A 16,844-nucleotide genomic window follows, 5' to 3' on the forward strand; every position below is an offset into this window, starting at 1 on the left:
GCCTTTTGTCGCCAGGGCTCTCTGGCTTTCATGCCTCGCGGCGCACGAATGTTTGGCAGCGCCCTCAATCCGATGCCCGATCGCGCCCGGAATCCTCTCTCCGCAGACGGAGACACGGCCTGCCCCAGGCCTGGCTTGACAAACTACCGTCCTGATCGCATCACAGCCTGGACGCGTAGATGGTCAACGCCCCCGTGAGAGGCCATACAATGATTTACCCGCCGCCTTCTCCGCCCCAAAACCAACCTGCGATCGGTGCTTTCATCCGGCCCCAAACCTGCGATACCCCTATGGGAACAGCTCTCTGCGCCATGAACGGGGAGCACGTACGGGCCTGGCCAAGGAATGAGATAAAATGACGACAGTTTCCTGGCGCGACATGTGGCGGGTCTTTGGCAAGATCGGCCTGATGAGTTTTGGCGGCCCCGCCGCCCAGATCGCAGTGATGCACCGCGAACTGGTGGAAGAGCGCCCCTGGTTGGACGAGGAGAGCTTTCTGCGCGGCCTGTCCTTTTGCATGTTACTGCCCGGCCCCGAAGCCATGCAGCTGTGCACCTATACCGGCTGGCGCCTGCGCGGGTTCGCTGGCGGGCTGCTGGCGGGCCTGCTGTTTGTGCTGCCCGGCGCCCTGGTGATTGCAGCGCTTGTCTGGGTTTACAGCGTCTTTGGCACGCTGCCCGCGGTGCAGGCGGCCTTTCTCGGCATCAAGGCCGCGGTGGTGGTCATTGTTGTGCAGGCGCTTTGGAAGCTGAGCCACAAGGCCTTGAAACATAGGCGAGACTGGTGGCTGGCCGGATTTGGCTTTGTGGCGCTTTTCGTCTTTGGCCTGCCCTTTCCACTGGTGATCCTGGGGGCTGGTCTCTTTGGCATGATGACCCTGACAAGCACGACACAGGCCAAATCAGCAGAAGCGCTCCCGGAGCCACCCACCAGAACCCATGCTTTGACGGCGACTGCTCCGCAGCTGAAACTCCAACACAGCCTGCGCAGCTGTGTCATCTGGGGTGGGTTGTGGCTGCTGCCGCTGCTGCTTCTCAGCCTCGTCGGCGCTGATTTTCTGGCCAGTATCGGCTGGTTCTTTGCCAAATTGGCGGTGGTCACCTTTGGCGGCGCCTATGCGGTGCTCGCCTATATGAGCCAGGCGGTGGTGCAACACCATCAATGGATCAGCGCAGGCGAAATGATCGACGCGCTTGGCCTGGCCGAGACCACCCCCGGCCCTCTCATCCTGGTGACCCAGTTTGTGGCCATGTTGGCGGGACTGAAACAGGGCGGTTTTGCGCTGTACCTGGCGGCCGGGGTAACGGCGCTTTGGGCCACTTTCATGCCCTGCTTCCTGTGGATTTTTGCCGCCGCCCCCTATGTGGAGCGCCTCGCAGCCCTGCCCCGCCTGTCAGCGGCGCTCAAGGCGATAACCGCCACCGTTACCGGCGTCATCCTGAACCTGATGGTCTGGTTTACCCTGCATGTCCTTTTTCAGGATATAACCCTGCTTCAAAGCGGCCTTTTGGCAATGCCCTGGCCAAATTGGAGCACCCTGAACACCTCAGCCCTGCTGTTGACCCTGCTGGCACCGCTGGTCGCCTATGGGCTGCGGGGGCGTTTGTTCTGGCTGCTGGCGCTCATGGCTCTGGCGGGTCTGGCAATGCCGCCACTGCTGGCCCTGACATAGCCCCCAAGGTCGCGCAGGACGCCCCACCAGCGACAGGCCCAACTCCACTGGCTAGGGCCCCAAATTAATGACAAAAACTGCCCGGCCGCCTCTTTAGTTTCTGGCAGAATCCCCTATGCTGGTGCAGCAATTTAACAGGGGTGTCATTCATGTCCCGCGAAATCGACTACGGAAATCTGATGCACTCCGCCATGCGCGGGCTCATTCGCACCGTCCTGCAGGATGTTGCGGACAAGGGGCTGCCGGGAAACCATCACTTTTTTATCACCTTTGATACCAACCATCCGGATGCGCAATTGGCAGACTGGCTGCGGGAACGCTACCCCGGTGCCATGACTGTTGTGATGCAGCATTGGTACGACAATCTTGACGTAGAAGAGAATGGTTTTGGCATCACCCTGAACTTTGGTGACGCACCGGAAACGCTCTATATCCCCTATGATGCGATCGAGACCTTCGTAGATCCCTCCGTGGAATTTGGCCTTCGCTTTGAAACGGCCGAAGACGATGACGACGACGATGCCCCCACAGATGATGACGACACCGAGGGAACCGGCGAAACCGACGCGGAAACACCGCACGCCTCGGATGGGGATGTCGTGTCTCTGGACAGCTTCCGCAAACACTAGCGCCCGCCCGCCCCCACCGCCGAGGTGGGGCTGCGGGACCATTTGGATGCGGGGTTTTTGATGCGGAACGGACAACACACCTGCGCAGTCAGAGCCAATGTCAAACAGGGCCAATAGCAGACAGGGCCAAACTAAAGCGGCCCACACATTTGAACACTAGACGTTGCTGATCGCAAAATCTTGGCCAGAAACCTCCCTCTAAAAAATTAGCCCGGAAATTTCCCTTTGCACACAGCAAGGCGCGGCACGGGCTGCCAGCAGCAGGCTTGCGAAAAAGCCCATCTACCCTCCATCAGCCCCCCATGGCTGTCACCGACGCAGAAGCTCAGTCTCTATCCGGCGAACCGGCTGACCATTGCGATGGGTGTTGAACACGAGAAACAGCCCGTCTTCCGTCAGGCGGCGATCATATTGCTGCATTTCATAATCGCCGTTTTGATGAATAAACATCGAAAATACCGTCAGCGTATCGCCGCTGAGCCGCGCCCAGACATAGGGCTGCCCCTTCATGGGATCCTGCTGGACCTCATGTCCAAAAACATTGCGCTGCATAGCCGCCGCATAAATCCCGCCGCGGTCACTGGGTATAAATTCAACCTCATAGGATTTCTCTCTGCGCCGACCATCCTCTTTTTCGGTGACCGTATTCCACTGAACCTTGAAGCCTTTATCGGTTTCCGAGATCACAATGCTCAGATCCCGCTGATCCTTTGTGCCATCGCTCATAGGCAATTCTGCCGACCCGCTATAGCGACCAACAAAATCGCCGATATCATGGGCAGAAGCCCGTACGACATGGCCAAAGATCAGAAAAACGGTCAAAACCAGCAGGCAAAGATACGCAGGCAAGCCCCCTAGCCCAAAGTGGCCTGGCCGCGTTGCTGCCCTGACCCTGGCCCGAGGAGCCGTGGCCCGATGAGCTGTGGCCCGAGAAAAGGATTCGACCGATTGCTTCACTGTATTCTCCTGTGCTGGCTCCCAAAGCGGGTGCCTCAAGCTTAGAGTAATGATCTCTGCCCGGCTAGCAATGACATGGAACAAGCCCGATCTGGAGAATTCTCTCTATACCCCAGCTGGTGATAGGCTATGCTGCGCGCAACTGGCCAATTGCGTCGCGACGGCGCAGAGGTTAAACGGCATGCAACGGCATACCAGACGGAGATAGACAAGATGTCCGATACCCGCACCGAGACCGACAGCTTTGGTCCGCTAGAGGTTCCTACCGACAAATATTGGGGCGCTCAGACCCAGCGCTCGATCATGAATTTCCCCATCGGCTGGGAAAAACAGCCCGTCGCCATCGTGCGCGCTCTGGGGGTGATCAAAAAGGCCTGCGCCATGGCCAACAAGGCCTCCGGCAAGATGGAAGACCGCATCGCGGATGCCGTCATCGCTGCCGCTGGCGAAGTCATTGAGGGCAAGTTTGACGACAACTTCCCGCTGGTGGTCTGGCAGACCGGGTCTGGCACCCAGTCCAACATGAACTCCAACGAGGTGATCGCCAACCGCGCCATCGAAATGCTGGGCGGCGTCATCGGATCGAAAGATCCGGTTCACCCCAATGACCACTGCAACATGGGCCAGTCCTCCAACGACACCTTCCCCACGGCCATGCATATCGCCACCGCCATGTCGGTACGGGACGTGCTGCTGCCTGGTCTGGAAAAACTCGCCAAGGGTCTCGAGACCAAATCAGAAGAGTTCAAGGACATCATCAAGATCGGCCGCACCCATACCCAGGATGCGACACCGCTGACCCTGGGCCAGGAATTTGGTGGCTATGCCCACCAGATCCGTCAGGGGATTGCCCGTGTTGAGCTGGCGATGCCCGGCATCTATGAGCTGGCACAGGGCGGCACCGCCGTTGGCACCGGACTGAACACCCAAAAGGGCTGGAGCGAGACCGTTGCGGCCAATATGGCCGAAATCACCGATCTGCCCTTTGTCACCGCGCCCAACAAATTTGAGGCTCTGGCCGCCCATGATGCCATGGTCTTCCTGTCCGGTGCGCTCGCAACCATCGCCGGTAGCTGCTACAAGATCGCCAGCGATATCCGCTTTCTGGGCTCCGGCCCCCGCTCAGGTCTGGGCGAGCTGATCCTGCCCGAGAATGAGCCAGGCTCCTCGATCATGCCCGGCAAGGTGAACCCCACCCAGGCGGAGGCGCTCACCCAGGTCGCGGCCCATGTCATGGGCAATGACGCTGCGATCAAATTTGCCGGCAGCCAGGGTCATTTTGAGTTGAACGTCTACAACCCGATGATGTCCTACAACCTGCTGCAGTCGATCCAGTTGCTGGGCGATGCCACCGACAGCTTTACCGAACGGATGCTCAACGGCATTCAGGCCAACGAGCCGCGCATCGACAAACTGATGAAGGAATCGCTGATGCTGGTGACAGCTCTGGCGCCGACCATCGGCTATGACAATGCCACCAAGGTTGCCAAGACCGCGCATAAGAACGGCACCACCCTCAAAGAAGAAGCCATCGCGCTTGGCTTTGTGGATGAAGCCACCTTTGACAAGGTTGTGCGCCCCGAGCAGATGATCGGTCCCAAGGACTGATGGGAAAGCCGGTCAATCTGAACCGGTATCGCAAGACACAGGCGCGGGCCGAGGATAAGGCCCGCGCTGACCAGAACGCTGTGAAATTTGGCCGCAGCAAGCTGGAAAAATCGCTGGATGAGGCCCGCGCTGCCAAGGCCAAGCGCGATTTGGATGGCCACAAGAGCGACGAATGAACAGCCGACCACGCAAGCACTCTTTGACCCTACGCGGACATCGAACCTCGGTCTCGCTGGAAGATCCCTTCTGGCTGGAGTTTCGCCAGATCGCAGCAAGAACCAATCGCCCAATCAATGAGTTAGCAGCCGAAATTGATGAGGCCCGTGGCGCCGATTGCGGCCTGGCCTCTGCCATTCGGCTGTTTGTGCTGCGCGATTTGCAGGCGCGGCTCGCCGCTTAGGCCTGATCGACCTTGCCGCGGGGGGTGACCTGCAACCAGATCCCGTTTTTTGAGCGCACGGTCAGATGCGCCACCGGCACCGGCGCGGCGCCCCCAACACAGCTGAGTTTAAAGTGCCGCAGGATCAGCGAAAGGATCAGCGGCCCCTCCACCATGGCAAATCCGGCACCGGGGCAAACCCGTGGCCCTGCTGAGAACGGAATATAGGCTTCGCGCTGGCACTGTTTGCCATTTTCCGTTTGCCAGCGATTGGGATCAAACCCGTCGGGATTGTCCCATAGCCGCTCGTGCCGGTGCAAATGCCAGGGGCTGAGCACGATCTGCGCCCCCTTTGGCACCGTTCGATTGCGAAACTGCACCGGGCAGGTTGCTTCGCGCACCATCATGGGCACCGGCGGATACAGACGTAGGGCTTCGCGGAACACATCCCGCGACAGGCGCAGCTTTGACATGGCAGCAAAGCTTTCATCCGCCAGCGCCTCGGCCTCCTGCGCCAGCTGCTCTTGCCAATCAGGATATAGCGCCATCAGATACAGCGTCCAGGCCAGCGCCGAGGCACTGGTTTCATGGCCCGCAAGAAAGAAGATCGCCACCTGATCCACCATCTCCTGCGCGTCAAAACGCTCTCCCGTTTTGGGGTCTGCGGTGGTCATAATTTTGGTCGCCAGATCCTCTGGTGCGGTCCCGGCCTTGATCGCCGCCATTCGGGCTTCGGTAAGGTTGCTGATCAGCGCCCGGATCACTTTGGCATTGGGGCGGGTTCCGCGCCGAAAAAACCGGGGCATCCACTTTGGCAAGGGTACAAAGGCCGCAAGGTTCAACAAAGGCTGACTGCGCTGATAGTCGCGAAAACGAGTAAAGACCTCTCCCGCCACTTCGTTTTCGATCGGGATTGAAAACAGGGTGCGAAAAATCACATCCGCCGCCACATGGCTGGTCACCTCTTCGACCTCGACCCTTGCGCCCTGCCCGACCTGAGCCTGCAACCGCACAATGGCCGAGTCGGCCGCAGCCCGCATCGCCGGGTAAGTCGCCTTGAGCCGTCCCCCTTCGAAGGCGGGATCGATGATGCGGCGCTGGCGTTTCCAAGTCTCGCCATTGGTCAAGAACACCGAATTCCCCAGCAGCGGCTTTAACCCTTCGGCAATGCGATCGGATTTGGGGAAATCATCGGGCTGTTCTTTCAGCACCCGTTTGATCAGGTCAGGCTGGTTGATCAGAAACGAGCGAAAGCTCGGGGCGCGGAATTCAGCCATCCAGGCCCGATAGAGTTTTGCCGGTTGCGCCGACAAAATGTCATCGCGAAACAGCCGCACATAGCGCCACAAGGACACTCGCACCGGCCGGGCAGCTGGTTTTGGCGGCTGTGGCTTGGGCGCCTCTGTTTCAAACTGAGGGCCGTGGTCATGGTCAGGCGCGTTCATTCTGGCGACACCGAGGTATATTTGGACACAGGCACATCAATCCGGCTGGCAGAGGCCTGACGTGTGCGATAGCGCTGTCGCAGGGTTTGGGCCCCGGCGGTGATGCGAAAATAATCATAGTCGCCCGGCAGGTCAAAGGCGCAAAGATATTGGAAATGCAGGCGGAAAAACCGCCAGCGCAGCTCAGCCCAGCGTGCCGGGCTCAGGGTCTGGGTGAAGGCGGCGGAAAACACCAGCGGCCAGCGTTTATCCGCTGGCGCAACGCCGCTTACCGCAACCGGATCACACAGAGCAAAGGCGCAGCCATCACCGGGCGCCGAGACATCAATCCAAGCAATTTCGTCGCGCTGTGACAGGTATTGCAGATCGCGGCGCAACCGACTGGCACGGGGCAGGAAAGAGACCATAGGCACCACCTGGCCCAGGGTGAGAAAACCGATCTCGGGGCATGTATCAGGCAGCCCATCGCGGATGAGATCCGCCAGAACCGACACCCCGACATGCGCCCCCGAGGAATGCCCGACCACCAATAGCTCCTCAATATCGCCTGCGGCCAAGGCCGCCGCGATCTCTTGTTTAAAGGCCGCAATCCGGGCCTCCAACTCCGCTGGGTTCTCGCCGCGCGAGGCGGCTGAATAAGCGTAGTCATGCATCAGGTAATAGGCAAAGAACTTGCCATCCTGTTTTTTGAACCATCTGAGCAAAACCGCCGCTGCCAGTGCCCCGCCGCCCCAGCCGGGCAGCAGGGCGTACCAGGGCGGCTGATCGATAAGCAGCGCAATCGCCGCCGCCCATGCAGCCCCACAGGCCCAGAGCAGCAGCAGGGCCAACAACGCCTGCACCAGCAGCATGCCAACAGGGTAGAGCGCGGCAATCACCGGGCCTTTGCGCAGACGCATCAGGCGGCGCAACGTGCCAGAGGCTATGTAGATCCAGGTGGTACGGGCCAGCTGCAGATAGGTGCCCGCAATCGAGGCATCCATGCTGTCGCGCACAATGTCAGACCAGACAAGCACGCTGAATTCTGTCTGCACCTGCGCGCCGTCTATCTCTGCGGTGACCTGCCAGCCATAGGGGCGCTGGCCCTGTCCTTTGCTGCCGGTCGCCTGCGCCTGTATGGATATCTGATAGGCGCTGATCTCTGCCTGAACGGCTGATTCCTTGCGGTAAAGCTCCCGGTAGCGCCGGGGATGAATGGGGTCATAGCCGGGAATATAGAAAACCCGCCGCGCCCGCACCGGCTGGGCTGGGTCATCTGGCCTATCCTGTGGCTGCTGCCCGGTTGCGCCCCGCACTATGCTATCCATTCCCTGGCCTCGTTGTCTGGCCTCATTTACTGGCCTCGTTGCCTTTGACGCCAGAGTAGTCGAGATTTCCGGCCAGAGTAAGGCCGAGACTGGACCAAGACAGGGTTATGGATGGACAAAGACCGGGCCAGCCTGGGCGCAAAGAGAAAAACCTCCCCCAGGCGGCTACCAGAGGAAGGTTTGGAGCTAAGTTCGTAATGGTCGCCCGAGCCTTAAGTGACCTGAGCCTTAGTATTATCCGAGGGTAGCAAGGAACGGAAAGGCTTCGAGCAACCACCAGGAGAAGGTCGAGAACAAGCCGGTGACCAACATAAAGCCGACCAACAGCAACAGCCCGCCCATGAGTTTCTCGATCAACCCCATATGGCGTTTCATCTTGTTCATCACCACCATCGAGCGGTTCAGGAAGATCGCGGCCAGCAAAAACGGCACCCCAAGGCCAAGCGCATAAATCCCCAACAGCAAGGTGCCGCGACTGACCGAGGCCTCGGAGGCGGCAAGCGACAGGATCGCCCCCAGTTGTGGGCCAATGCAGGGCGTCCAGCCAAAGGCAAAGGCCAGCCCCAGCACATAGGCCCCCAGCACTGATCCACCGGCCTGACCGGCGTCAACCCGTGCCTCGCGATCCAGGATAGGAATGCGGAACACCGACAAAAAATGCAGGCCGAAGATGATCACCACAACACCGGAAGCCCGAGCGAAAAGTTCCTGATTTTGCAGCACAAAAGCACCAAAAAAGGAGGCGGTGAAGCCCAGAAGCAGGAACACTGTCGACAGGCCTAGAACAAAAAACAGCGCCGACAGGATCACCTTGCGCCGCGCTGCAGCCGTGCCCTGCATCTCACCAATGGAGACACCGCTCATATAGGCAAGATAGGGCGGCACAATCGGCAGCACACAGGGTGACAAAAAGCTGACCAAACCGCCCAGGAGCGCCACAAACATTGCAGGCAAAAGCGCTGCATCTATGATCTCAATTCCAAACATCTCATTCCCCTAAAACAGGCTTTCCCGATCCATAGACCAGCCAGTACCAAAGGTCACGAGGCGCATTGGTCACATCCTTGTGGACAGCGCGTGAGTGGCGGATTATCTGAAAGACATGACTGAATTTATCTCCGACAGCGATGCCACCCTCGACGCCATTGGCCTGCTCTGCCCCCTGCCCGTGCTAAAAGCGCGCAAACGCCTCAAGTCCATGGCTGCGGGCGAGGTTCTGCAGGTGCTTGCGGATGACCCCGCTGCGCTCATCGACATCCCGCATTTCTGCACCGAGTCTGGGTATGAGTTCCTTGGACAGGGCACGGGTGATGGCCATCAGATCTATCAAATTCGCAAGACCGGCTGATCAGCAGCCCCGGTAACTGCCCTGGTAGCTGCCCCATTTTGGCCCCGGTCGCGTAGATCCAGAGCCAATGCAGCTCGCAGGGACGCAGGGATAGGCACGCAGGATCACACAGGTGTTGATCCGGCAGTTGGCGTGTCCTGGCTAAACAGGTTCAGCCAGCCCTGCCCCTGACGCTGCCAAATAGATGACACATACATTGTATCCCTGCTGGCGGCTCCTGGCCGATGATAGACCGCCAAATAGGACAGGCAGACATGATCCTTGCCCAGCTGTAGCAGCCTGGGGTCGGTGAGCTCGAATGAGCTGACTGTCGGCCCCTCTTGCAGCTGGTCGCAATGATCCGCCCGGGTGGCAAAACCGCTGGGGTAGACGCCAAGAAAATCAGCATGCAGTGCCGCCTTGTCCGCCTCGGCATTGCCTTCAACCAGGGTCTGCCAGACCCGTGTTTCCTGCTCCAGGATTTCTGTCAACACAGTTGAATGCCCGTTGTGATCCACGTGTTCGGTCCTCCGGTATTGTCGGTTTGTTTCGCCTCTGTGCCAGCGTCGCAAACCCCGGCAGCAAAGAAAAAGGCGACCCCAGAGGCCGCCTTTTTATCTTATCCGATGGACCACCATCCGCGCCGCTTGGGCTTGGGCGGGGTTGTCGGTTCTGGCTCAGCCGCGGCTTCCACATCTGCAGGCGCTACAGGTTCCGGCGCGGGGTCAGCAGCAGCTGCGTCAGAGACCTCTGGCTGTGCTGTCACCTCTGGCTCAACGGCGGCCTCAGCTGCACTCTCTTGATCCGCAGGCGCTTGGGCGGCAGCTGCCGTTTCCAAATCCGGTGTGTCAGATGCAACCGGTTGTGTCTCAGCGACTGGTTCAGCAGCGACCGCCGCGACGGGAGCCTCTGACACCTCGGCTTGCGATGTCTCAGCTTGCGATGCCTCAGGTTCAGCTGTGGTCTGCTCCGGCACGACACTGTCAGCCTGAATTGGCTCTTCAGTGGCAGCAGCAGTTACGGTCTCGCCATCACTTTTGCTGGCTGGATCGGCACTGGTCGCTGCTGTGGCTTCCGGCTCTGCGCTGGGGGCCTCGCCAGTCGCCTCGGCAGCTGTGTCTGCGCTCGGCGCGGCTTCAACTGGGGTCTCTTCAACTGCGGTCTCTTCGCTTTTCTTGTTGCGCGAACGACCACCACGGGTGCGGGTACGGGTCCGGCTGCGGGCGGGCTTCTTCTCTTCAGAATCGGCCTCTTCACCTGCTTTTGCGTCGGCTTTTTCTTCCCCGTCCGCTGTGGGTTCAGCCTTGTCGCCAGCCTCGGCTGCGTTGCTATCGGAATCGGAGTTTTCCCCGCCGTTGCCGGACTTGCGCCGCCGACGCCGCCGCCGCTTGCGCTTGGGCTTGTCCTCTCCGTTGTTCTCACTTTCGTCTGCTTCAGGAGCCGCAGCCTCCTGAGGCTGTTCTTCCTCTGCAACCTCAGCATCCGCCTCGGCCTCATCAGCGTCGATCTGCGCCATAAGGGAGGTATCAGCCGACACAACCGAAGCGTCAGGAACTGTCACCACACGGGTGGCCGTTTTGAACTTCTCCAGCGTGAAATCCGGGCTGACCAGATGTGCATCGCCTTCGATGCGGACCGACATGCCGTAGCGGGCTTCGATCTGCGCGATATGTTCACGCTTCTGGTTCATCAAATAGTTGGCAATATCAATCGGGCAACGCACCAGAACCTCGCGCGAACGGCGGCGGGTGCCTTCTTCTTCGATCTGACGCAGAATCGACAGCGCCATGCTATCATCCGAACGGATCAGGCCGGTGCCGTGGCAATGTGGGCAGGGCGCCGTGGTGGCTTCGATCATGCCGGGACGCAGACGCTGGCGCGACATTTCCATCAGGCCAAAACCAGAGATCCGGCCCACCTGAATGCGGGCACGATCCGTCTTCAGCTTGTCCTTCATCCGGTTTTCAACGGCGGCGTTGTTCTTACGCTCATCCATGTCGATGAAGTCGATGACGATCAGTCCGGCAAGGTCACGCAGACGCAGCTGGCGGGCCACCTCTTCGGCGGCCTCCAGGTTGGTGTTGAGCGCGGTTTCTTCGATCGAGGACTGTTTTGTCGCCCGGCCAGAGTTCACGTCAACCGCCACCAAAGCTTCGGTGGTGTCGATGACGATATAACCGCCGGATTTCAGCTGCACAGTGGGGTTGAACATACCACCAAGATAGCTTTCGACCTGGAAGCGGGCAAAGAGCGGCAGGGTTTCCTGGTAGTTCTTAACGTTTTTGGCGTGGGACGGCATGATCATCTTCATGAAGTCCTTGGCGATGCGGTAGCCGCGCTCGCCTTCGACCAGAACCTCGTCAATCTCACGATTATAAAGGTCGCGGATCGAGCGCTTGATCAGGTCGCCCTCTTCGTAGATCTTGGCGGGGGCGATGCTTTTCAGCGTCAGCGCGCGGATCTGTTCCCAGAGACGCTGCAGATATTCATAATCGCGTTTGATTTCCGCCTTGGTACGCTTGGCACCAGCCGTGCGCACAATAAGCCCCGCACCCGATGGCACGTCGATTTCGGTTGCGATGTCTTTCAGTTTCTTGCGGTCAACGGCATTGGTGATCTTGCGGCTGATGCCGCCACCGCGCGCGGTGTTGGGCATCAGAACGCAGTAGCGCCCCGCCAGCGACAGATAGGTGGTAAGAGCAGCGCCCTTGTTGCCGCGCTCTTCTTTGACAACCTGGACCAGCAGAACCTGACGGACCTTGATGACTTCTTGAATCTTATACCGACGTGGACGTGGCTTGCGGGCCGGGCGAATGTCTTCGCTGTCGTCTTCGTCAGCAACCGATTCAATGGTTTCGTCTTTGGCGCTGGCATCAACACGCGCATCGTCCTGCTCAGCCTTGTCGCCGGTCTCATCGCTGGCGCCTTTGTCAGTGTCGTTCTGGGCGGCGTCATCCTCGGCAGCGTCACCGCCGGTGGGTTCAACACTTGCGTCCTCAGCGGTTACATCCGCAGCGGCTGGCGCAGTTGCCTCTTGCGCAGGCTCCTCTGCACTGGCGGCTTCAGCGCTTGCTGCGTCTGGGCCGGCCTGTTCCGGGCGCGTCTCTTCCGGGTTGGAGGGCTCTTCTACCGGGGTGTCCGCAACACGTTCCATCGGCGAGGAGCCTTCGGGGACCTCGGCCAACTTGGCCTCATCGCGCGCCATTTCGTCGACCAAATCAATGGTTTCCATACCAGCGATTTCCGAAACCACCGGCGTATCAGCACTGGTTTCAGCGGCAGGTGTAGTCGCGGGTGCCACCTCTTTGGTCTCGACCGCATCCCCAGATGAGACCTTAGCAGCCTTGGACCGGGAACCCTTGCGACCGCGAGAGCGCGACCGTGAAGGCTTGGCCTCTTCGTCTTCCTCGCGGGCACGCTGTGCTTCCGCATAGGCGCGCTCTTCTTCCATCAGGGCTTCGCGGTCAGCAACCGGGATCTGATAATAGTCGGGGTGGATTTCCGAAAAGGCGAGAAAGCCATGGCGATTGCCGCCATATTCCACAAAGGCGGCCTGTAGCGAAGGCTCTACCCGTGTAACTTTTGCCAGATAAATGTTGCCAGCTAGCTGGCGTTTGTTCTCAGATTCAAAGTCAAACTCTTCAACCTTGTTTCCGTCGACCACCACGACGCGGGTTTCTTCCGCGTGGGTGGCATCAATAAGCATCTTCTTTGCCATGTTTCCTTAGTGCACCTGCCCTGCGCAGACGCAAACCTTGCCTTATCAGGAGGCCGCGCATGTATTGGGGGGTGTCTTGTCAGGGCGATCTGGGACGGCGCACTACAGGAGATGGCCCTGGAACTTGCGTCCGGTCCTCGTGCCTGTATGCTCTTCGCTCGCGCGCGCGTCATCGCGTTTCTTCTCCGACAGGTCGGGAGACCCCGTTGCCTGCCTTGTTATCCCTCTTTGATTGATCAAAGAGGCGCTTAGCTGCTCCGTATGAATTCGGAGCCAATCGGTCTATCTCGCCTTTTCGGTTCATTCCGATGTCGGGTTGTTCCGATGTCGGGTTGTTCCGATGTCGGGTTGTTCCGATGTCGGATCGCGCCAGTCAAAAGTGCGAGACAGCGAATCTCAAAAATGGTGGGTCAGTCGTCAGACCTCGGTCCATGTTATCACCATAAGACCAGCGCTGCAGAAATGACAATGGACATTCGTCATTGCAGGCCGATCGATGGCACAACAATGCGGGTAAAAAGCAAAATGATGAATGTTTCATTAAAAAACCTGGGGTCGACGCCACTCCGCTGAGGCCATCCCCAGGCCAAATCACTGGCGTTACACCAAAAAGCAATCTTACCCACAGGACATCCTGTGCCCCGTGGGCAGGACAGCGCTATCCCAGATAGTCAGAGCGCTGCAGCGCATATTTTGCCATCTTTTCATTCAGTGTCCGGCGCGGCAGGCAGAGCTCTTCCATCACGCTGGCAATAGAGCCCTTGTGACGGCGCATGGTGTTGTCGATCAACATGCGCTCAAAGGCTTCGACATATTCCTTCAAGGGCTTGCCTTCGGTGGTCATCACCGGCTGCATCTCTTCGTGATCGGACATCAATAGCGATGCAATGGTGCCGGAACCGCGGCGCGCCTGCAGCACGGCCCGTTCTGCCACATTGATCAGCTGACGCACATTGCCCGGCCAGGGCGCCTGCAACAGCTGCGCCGCCTCCTGCGCCGAGACCTGCGGAGCGTCGCAGCCGTATTCTTCGGCAAACTGTTCGCACAGCCGGGTAAACAGCGTCAGGATGTCTTCGCCGCGCTGGCGCAGCGGTGGCACCATGATGCGCAGGGCCGCAAGGCGATAAAACAGATCCGGGCGCAGGGCGTCTTCACAGGTTTTCCCGGCTTCCTGCAGGTTCGAGATCGCGATGATCCGCGTCTCCCCCGGCATGCCTTGCTCGTTGATCGCGCTCAACAGCTTGGCCTGCAAGGTTTCGCTCAGCGCCTCGATCCCTTCCAGAACCAGGGTACCACCCCGCGCCTCTTCCAGGGCGGGCAACAGGCTGTCTTCTGGCTGCATCGGGCCAAACAGACGTTTGGACAGGGCCTCTTCTTCCAGCGCGGCGCAGGAGATCAGCACAAATTTCTTGCCAGCACGGCTGCCCACCGCATGCAGCGCATGGGCGACAAGCGTCTTGCCGGTGCCGGTTTCCCCGTCAATCAGCACGTGGCCGTCGGCCTGGCCCAGATCCAGGATGTCTTCGCGCAGGCGTTCCATGACCGGGCTCATACCAATGAGTTTCTTCATGATCTGACCACCGTCAGACAGCTCCCGGCGCAGGGCCCGGTTGTCCAGGGTCAGGCGGCGGGCACCGGTGGCACGTTTGGCCAGCTCTGACATCCGGTCGGGGTTGAACGGTTTCTCCAGGAAATCAAACGCCCCGACCCGCATCGCCTCAACCGCCATGGGCACATCCCCATGGCCAGTGATCATAATCACCGGCAAGCCACTGTCGCTGCCCATCAGTTTTTTCAGGAACTGCATCCCATCCATGCCGGGCATCTTGATATCCGAGATCACGATACCCGGATAATCCGCCCCAAGCTCCTTTAGCGCATCTTCGGCGCTGGCAAAGGTCTCGGTGTCGTAGCCCGAAAGCGCCAACCATTGGCTGATTGACTGGCGCATATCCTGCTCATCATCAACGATCGCAATTTTCATGGCCTGTGCCATAGGACACCCCTTCTTTGTTATTTTCACGGGCCGCTATTCAGCGGCCTCGATGCCGTCCACAAGGATCGGCAATTGCATCTCAAACACGGCGCCGTTTTTTTGCCCGTTGCGCGCCGCGAGCCGGCCCCCTAGGTCGTTGACGATCCCAGAGGAGATGGCAAGCCCCAGCCCGACCCCGTCGCCGGCCTGTTTGGTGGTGTAGAACGGATCAAACAAGCTGCCAAAATCCTCGATCCCCACCCCATTGTCGCGCACCGTCAGGGTCGCGGTCTCCCCTGCGGCCAACAGGATCTCGACCTCCGGCTCCTCTACGGATTTGGTAGCATCCAGGGCATTGCGCAAGAGGTTGACCATAACCTGTTCCAGCCGCATGCGATCCGCCATGACAAAAACCGGATCTTCGGGCAGAATGCGGGTGATTTTGACATGGCGCTGCCGCAGTTGCGGTTCCATCATCGACAGGCTTGAGGCCAGCGCATCGCCAAGGTTTACAGGGCTGAACGCATCACCGCCTTTGCGGGCATAGGATTTCAGCTGCCGGGTAATGGCGCCCATGCGCTCAATCAGATCATCAATCCGGCCAAAGGAGGCCAGCGCCTCGTCAGGGCGGTTGCGATTGAGCAAAAGCCGCGCCCCGGCGAGGTAGGTTTTCATTGCCGCAAGGGGCTGGTTCAACTCGTGGCTGACAGCCGCAGACATCTCACCCAGAGCCGCCAGTTTGGAGCTCTGCGCGAGGCTTTGTTCGGCCACGGCGAGGGTCTTTTGCATGCGCTCACGCTCGGCAATTTCCCGCTGCAAGCGCGCATTCAATACGCGAAGCTCCGCCGACTCGCGCTGGAACAGCGCCATCCGGATCGCCGTCTTCCGGCTCAGTGCATAAAAGGCCAGCGCCAACAGGATAGCGAATCCCATGATTTCCAGCGCCAATACCGCGTTCACCTTCTCGCGGATCGAGGCAAAGGTGGTGAAAGAGGTCATCCGCCAGCCCTGAAACGGCACCCGGTTTTCCAGCCGCATCACCGCCTCGCCCTGCAAATAGGCATCCGGTGGCAGGGTGCTCCAGTCCGCCGTCGCCCGGATGGCACGCTGAATGGCGCTTTCGGGCGTTTGCAGGACCAGGGCCTCCTCTTCTTTCAGACCCCGCCAGCGCGCCTCGGTGGCGAGCACGATATTGCCCTTGCTGTCGGTGACCATCACCGCATCCGACACCCCGGCCCAGGCCCGCTCAAACTTGCGCAGGTCGACCTCGATGACGATCACCCCCAACAGCCCAGAGGTATCAACCATGCGACGCGAATAGGTGAAACGATACCCGCCCACCTCGCGCTTGATTACCGAAAACACCGTGGATCTGGCGCGGGCAGCATCAACAAAATAGGCTTCATTGCGGTGATTTTCGCCCAAGCGATTGCGATTGGTCGCCGCAACCGTGCGGCCATCGCTGGCCATCAGCATGATCGAATTTGCGCCGATCTCATCAATAAATGAAAGCAAGCGCTGCGTTGACAGCGAGAAATCCTGGCTTTGCAACGCCGCGATCAGCGTCTGATCCCGCGCCAACAGCTGCGGCACGATGGCATGGCGGCGCAACTCGCTGACCAGGTTGCCAGAATACAGCGCCAGCCGCAGCTCGCCGCGGTTGCGGGTGCTGTCGGTAAAGCGATGAGTCAACTGCTGGTTTGTCACCCAGACAGTGACAGCAGCAACCCCCATGAACAGCAACAGCGCCAGCCGCGCGCCCCAGGGAATGGTACGCGATCCGGTCTCTTTTTCTGGGGGTGTTTTGGGTGTCTGCGGCGCATTCAT

At 59.6% G+C, this 16,844-nt stretch carries 14 protein-coding genes; 6 read left to right on the forward strand and 8 right to left on the reverse strand.

Annotated features, from left to right (window positions below):
• Positions 1–355: 355 nt before the first annotated feature.
• Positions 356–1,672, forward strand: a complete 1,317-nt coding sequence (chrA, locus tag JZI28_RS10675; protein WP_375697569.1) for a chromate efflux transporter — start codon at positions 356–358, stop codon at positions 1,670–1,672.
• Positions 1,673–1,821: 149 nt separating this feature from the next.
• Positions 1,822–2,301 carry an SspB family protein gene (locus JZI28_RS10680; protein WP_297341806.1) on the forward strand — a complete coding sequence of 160 codons (480 nt, stop codon included), beginning with the start codon at positions 1,822–1,824 and terminating at the stop codon, positions 2,299–2,301.
• A 309-nt stretch (positions 2,302–2,610) separates the two neighbouring features.
• Here JZI28_RS10680 and JZI28_RS10685 read toward each other — a convergent pair whose 3' ends face one another.
• Positions 2,611–3,150: a hypothetical protein gene (locus JZI28_RS10685; protein ID WP_375697570.1), complete on the reverse strand. Its 540-nt coding sequence runs from the start codon at positions 3,148–3,150 to the stop codon at positions 2,611–2,613.
• Between the two features lie 321 nt (positions 3,151–3,471).
• Here JZI28_RS10685 and fumC point away from each other — a divergent pair, with 321 nt between their 5' ends.
• From fumC to JZI28_RS10700, 3 genes are read left to right on the forward strand one after another with little or no spacing between them, the layout of a single operon-like run.
• Positions 3,472–4,866 (forward strand): class II fumarate hydratase, encoded by a 1,395-nt coding sequence (gene fumC / locus JZI28_RS10690; protein ID WP_375697571.1) that lies wholly within the window; start codon positions 3,472–3,474, stop codon positions 4,864–4,866.
• Positions 4,866–5,042: a DUF4169 family protein gene (locus JZI28_RS10695; RefSeq protein ID WP_348150571.1), complete on the forward strand. Its 177-nt coding sequence runs from the start codon at positions 4,866–4,868 to the stop codon at positions 5,040–5,042. The genes fumC and JZI28_RS10695 overlap by 1 nt, the downstream gene beginning before the upstream one ends.
• Positions 5,039–5,266 carry a ribbon-helix-helix domain-containing protein gene (locus JZI28_RS10700; protein ID WP_375697572.1) on the forward strand — a complete coding sequence of 76 codons (228 nt, stop codon included), beginning with the start codon at positions 5,039–5,041 and terminating at the stop codon, positions 5,264–5,266. The genes JZI28_RS10695 and JZI28_RS10700 overlap by 4 nt, the downstream gene beginning before the upstream one ends.
• On the opposite strand, the gene JZI28_RS10705 is transcribed toward JZI28_RS10700, so the two are convergent.
• The 3 genes from JZI28_RS10705 to JZI28_RS10715 all read right to left on the reverse strand — a co-directional run bounded on the left by JZI28_RS10705 (position 5,263) and on the right by JZI28_RS10715 (position 8,984).
• Entirely contained in the window at positions 5,263–6,690 is a 1,428-nt protein-coding gene (locus tag JZI28_RS10705; protein ID WP_375697573.1) for a cytochrome P450, read from the reverse strand. The genes JZI28_RS10700 and JZI28_RS10705 overlap by 4 nt on opposite strands.
• Positions 6,687–7,997 carry a hypothetical protein gene (locus JZI28_RS10710; protein ID WP_375697574.1) on the reverse strand — a complete coding sequence of 437 codons (1,311 nt, stop codon included), beginning with the start codon at positions 7,995–7,997 and terminating at the stop codon, positions 6,687–6,689. The genes JZI28_RS10705 and JZI28_RS10710 overlap by 4 nt, the downstream gene beginning before the upstream one ends.
• Positions 7,998–8,231: 234 nt before the next feature.
• The gene (locus tag JZI28_RS10715; protein ID WP_295451635.1) at positions 8,232–8,984 is read right to left on the reverse strand and encodes a cytochrome c biogenesis CcdA family protein; all 753 of its coding nucleotides are present in this window, start codon (positions 8,982–8,984) and stop codon (positions 8,232–8,234) included.
• 127 nt (positions 8,985–9,111) lie between these two features.
• On the opposite strand from JZI28_RS10715, the gene JZI28_RS10720 reads away from it, so the two are divergent.
• Entirely contained in the window at positions 9,112–9,345 is a 234-nt protein-coding gene (locus JZI28_RS10720) for a sulfurtransferase TusA family protein (protein ID WP_375700090.1), read from the forward strand.
• Positions 9,346–9,449: 104 nt separating this feature from the next.
• Here the strand turns inward: JZI28_RS10720 and JZI28_RS10725 are convergent, their stop codons facing one another.
• From JZI28_RS10725 to JZI28_RS10740, 4 genes are all read right to left on the reverse strand, one after another.
• Entirely contained in the window at positions 9,450–9,842 is a 393-nt protein-coding gene (locus JZI28_RS10725) for a DUF4440 domain-containing protein (RefSeq protein ID WP_375697575.1), read from the reverse strand.
• 101 nt (positions 9,843–9,943) lie between these two features.
• On the reverse strand, positions 9,944–13,042 hold the full coding sequence (locus JZI28_RS10730) for an Rne/Rng family ribonuclease (protein ID WP_375697576.1): 3,099 nt from the start codon (positions 13,040–13,042) through the stop codon (positions 9,944–9,946).
• Between the two features lie 658 nt (positions 13,043–13,700).
• Positions 13,701–15,038, reverse strand: a complete 1,338-nt coding sequence (locus JZI28_RS10735) for a sigma-54 dependent transcriptional regulator (RefSeq protein ID WP_295451642.1) — start codon at positions 15,036–15,038, stop codon at positions 13,701–13,703.
• Between the two features lie 33 nt (positions 15,039–15,071).
• A complete protein-coding gene (locus tag JZI28_RS10740; RefSeq protein WP_297340534.1) occupies positions 15,072–16,844 on the reverse strand; it encodes an ATP-binding protein in 1,773 nt (590 codons plus the stop codon).

Origin of the sequence: Pseudophaeobacter sp. TrK17, from assembly GCF_042192375.1 — a bacterium.
GTDB lineage: Bacteria > Pseudomonadota > Alphaproteobacteria > Rhodobacterales > Rhodobacteraceae > Pseudophaeobacter.

Coding starts and splice junctions, on each gene's coding strand:
- chrA (WP_375697569.1), top strand. CDS start 356: ATGACGACAGTTTCCTGGCGCGACATGTGGCGGGTCTTTGGCAAGATC.
- JZI28_RS10680 (WP_297341806.1), top strand. CDS start 1,822: ATGTCCCGCGAAATCGACTACGGAAATCTGATGCACTCCGCCATGCGC.
- fumC (WP_375697571.1), top strand. CDS start 3,472: ATGTCCGATACCCGCACCGAGACCGACAGCTTTGGTCCGCTAGAGGTT.
- JZI28_RS10695 (WP_348150571.1), top strand. CDS start 4,866: ATGGGAAAGCCGGTCAATCTGAACCGGTATCGCAAGACACAGGCGCGG.
- JZI28_RS10700 (WP_375697572.1), top strand. CDS start 5,039: ATGAACAGCCGACCACGCAAGCACTCTTTGACCCTACGCGGACATCGA.
- JZI28_RS10705 (WP_375697573.1), bottom strand. CDS start 6,690: ATGAACGCGCCTGACCATGACCACGGCCCTCAGTTTGAAACAGAGGCG.
- JZI28_RS10710 (WP_375697574.1), bottom strand. CDS start 7,997: ATGGATAGCATAGTGCGGGGCGCAACCGGGCAGCAGCCACAGGATAGG.
- JZI28_RS10715 (WP_295451635.1), bottom strand. CDS start 8,984: ATGTTTGGAATTGAGATCATAGATGCAGCGCTTTTGCCTGCAATGTTT.
- JZI28_RS10730 (WP_375697576.1), bottom strand. CDS start 13,042: ATGGCAAAGAAGATGCTTATTGATGCCACCCACGCGGAAGAAACCCGC.
- JZI28_RS10735 (WP_295451642.1), bottom strand. CDS start 15,038: ATGGCACAGGCCATGAAAATTGCGATCGTTGATGATGAGCAGGATATG.
- JZI28_RS10740 (WP_297340534.1), bottom strand. CDS start 16,844: ATGAATGCGCCGCAGACACCCAAAACACCCCCAGAAAAAGAGACCGGA.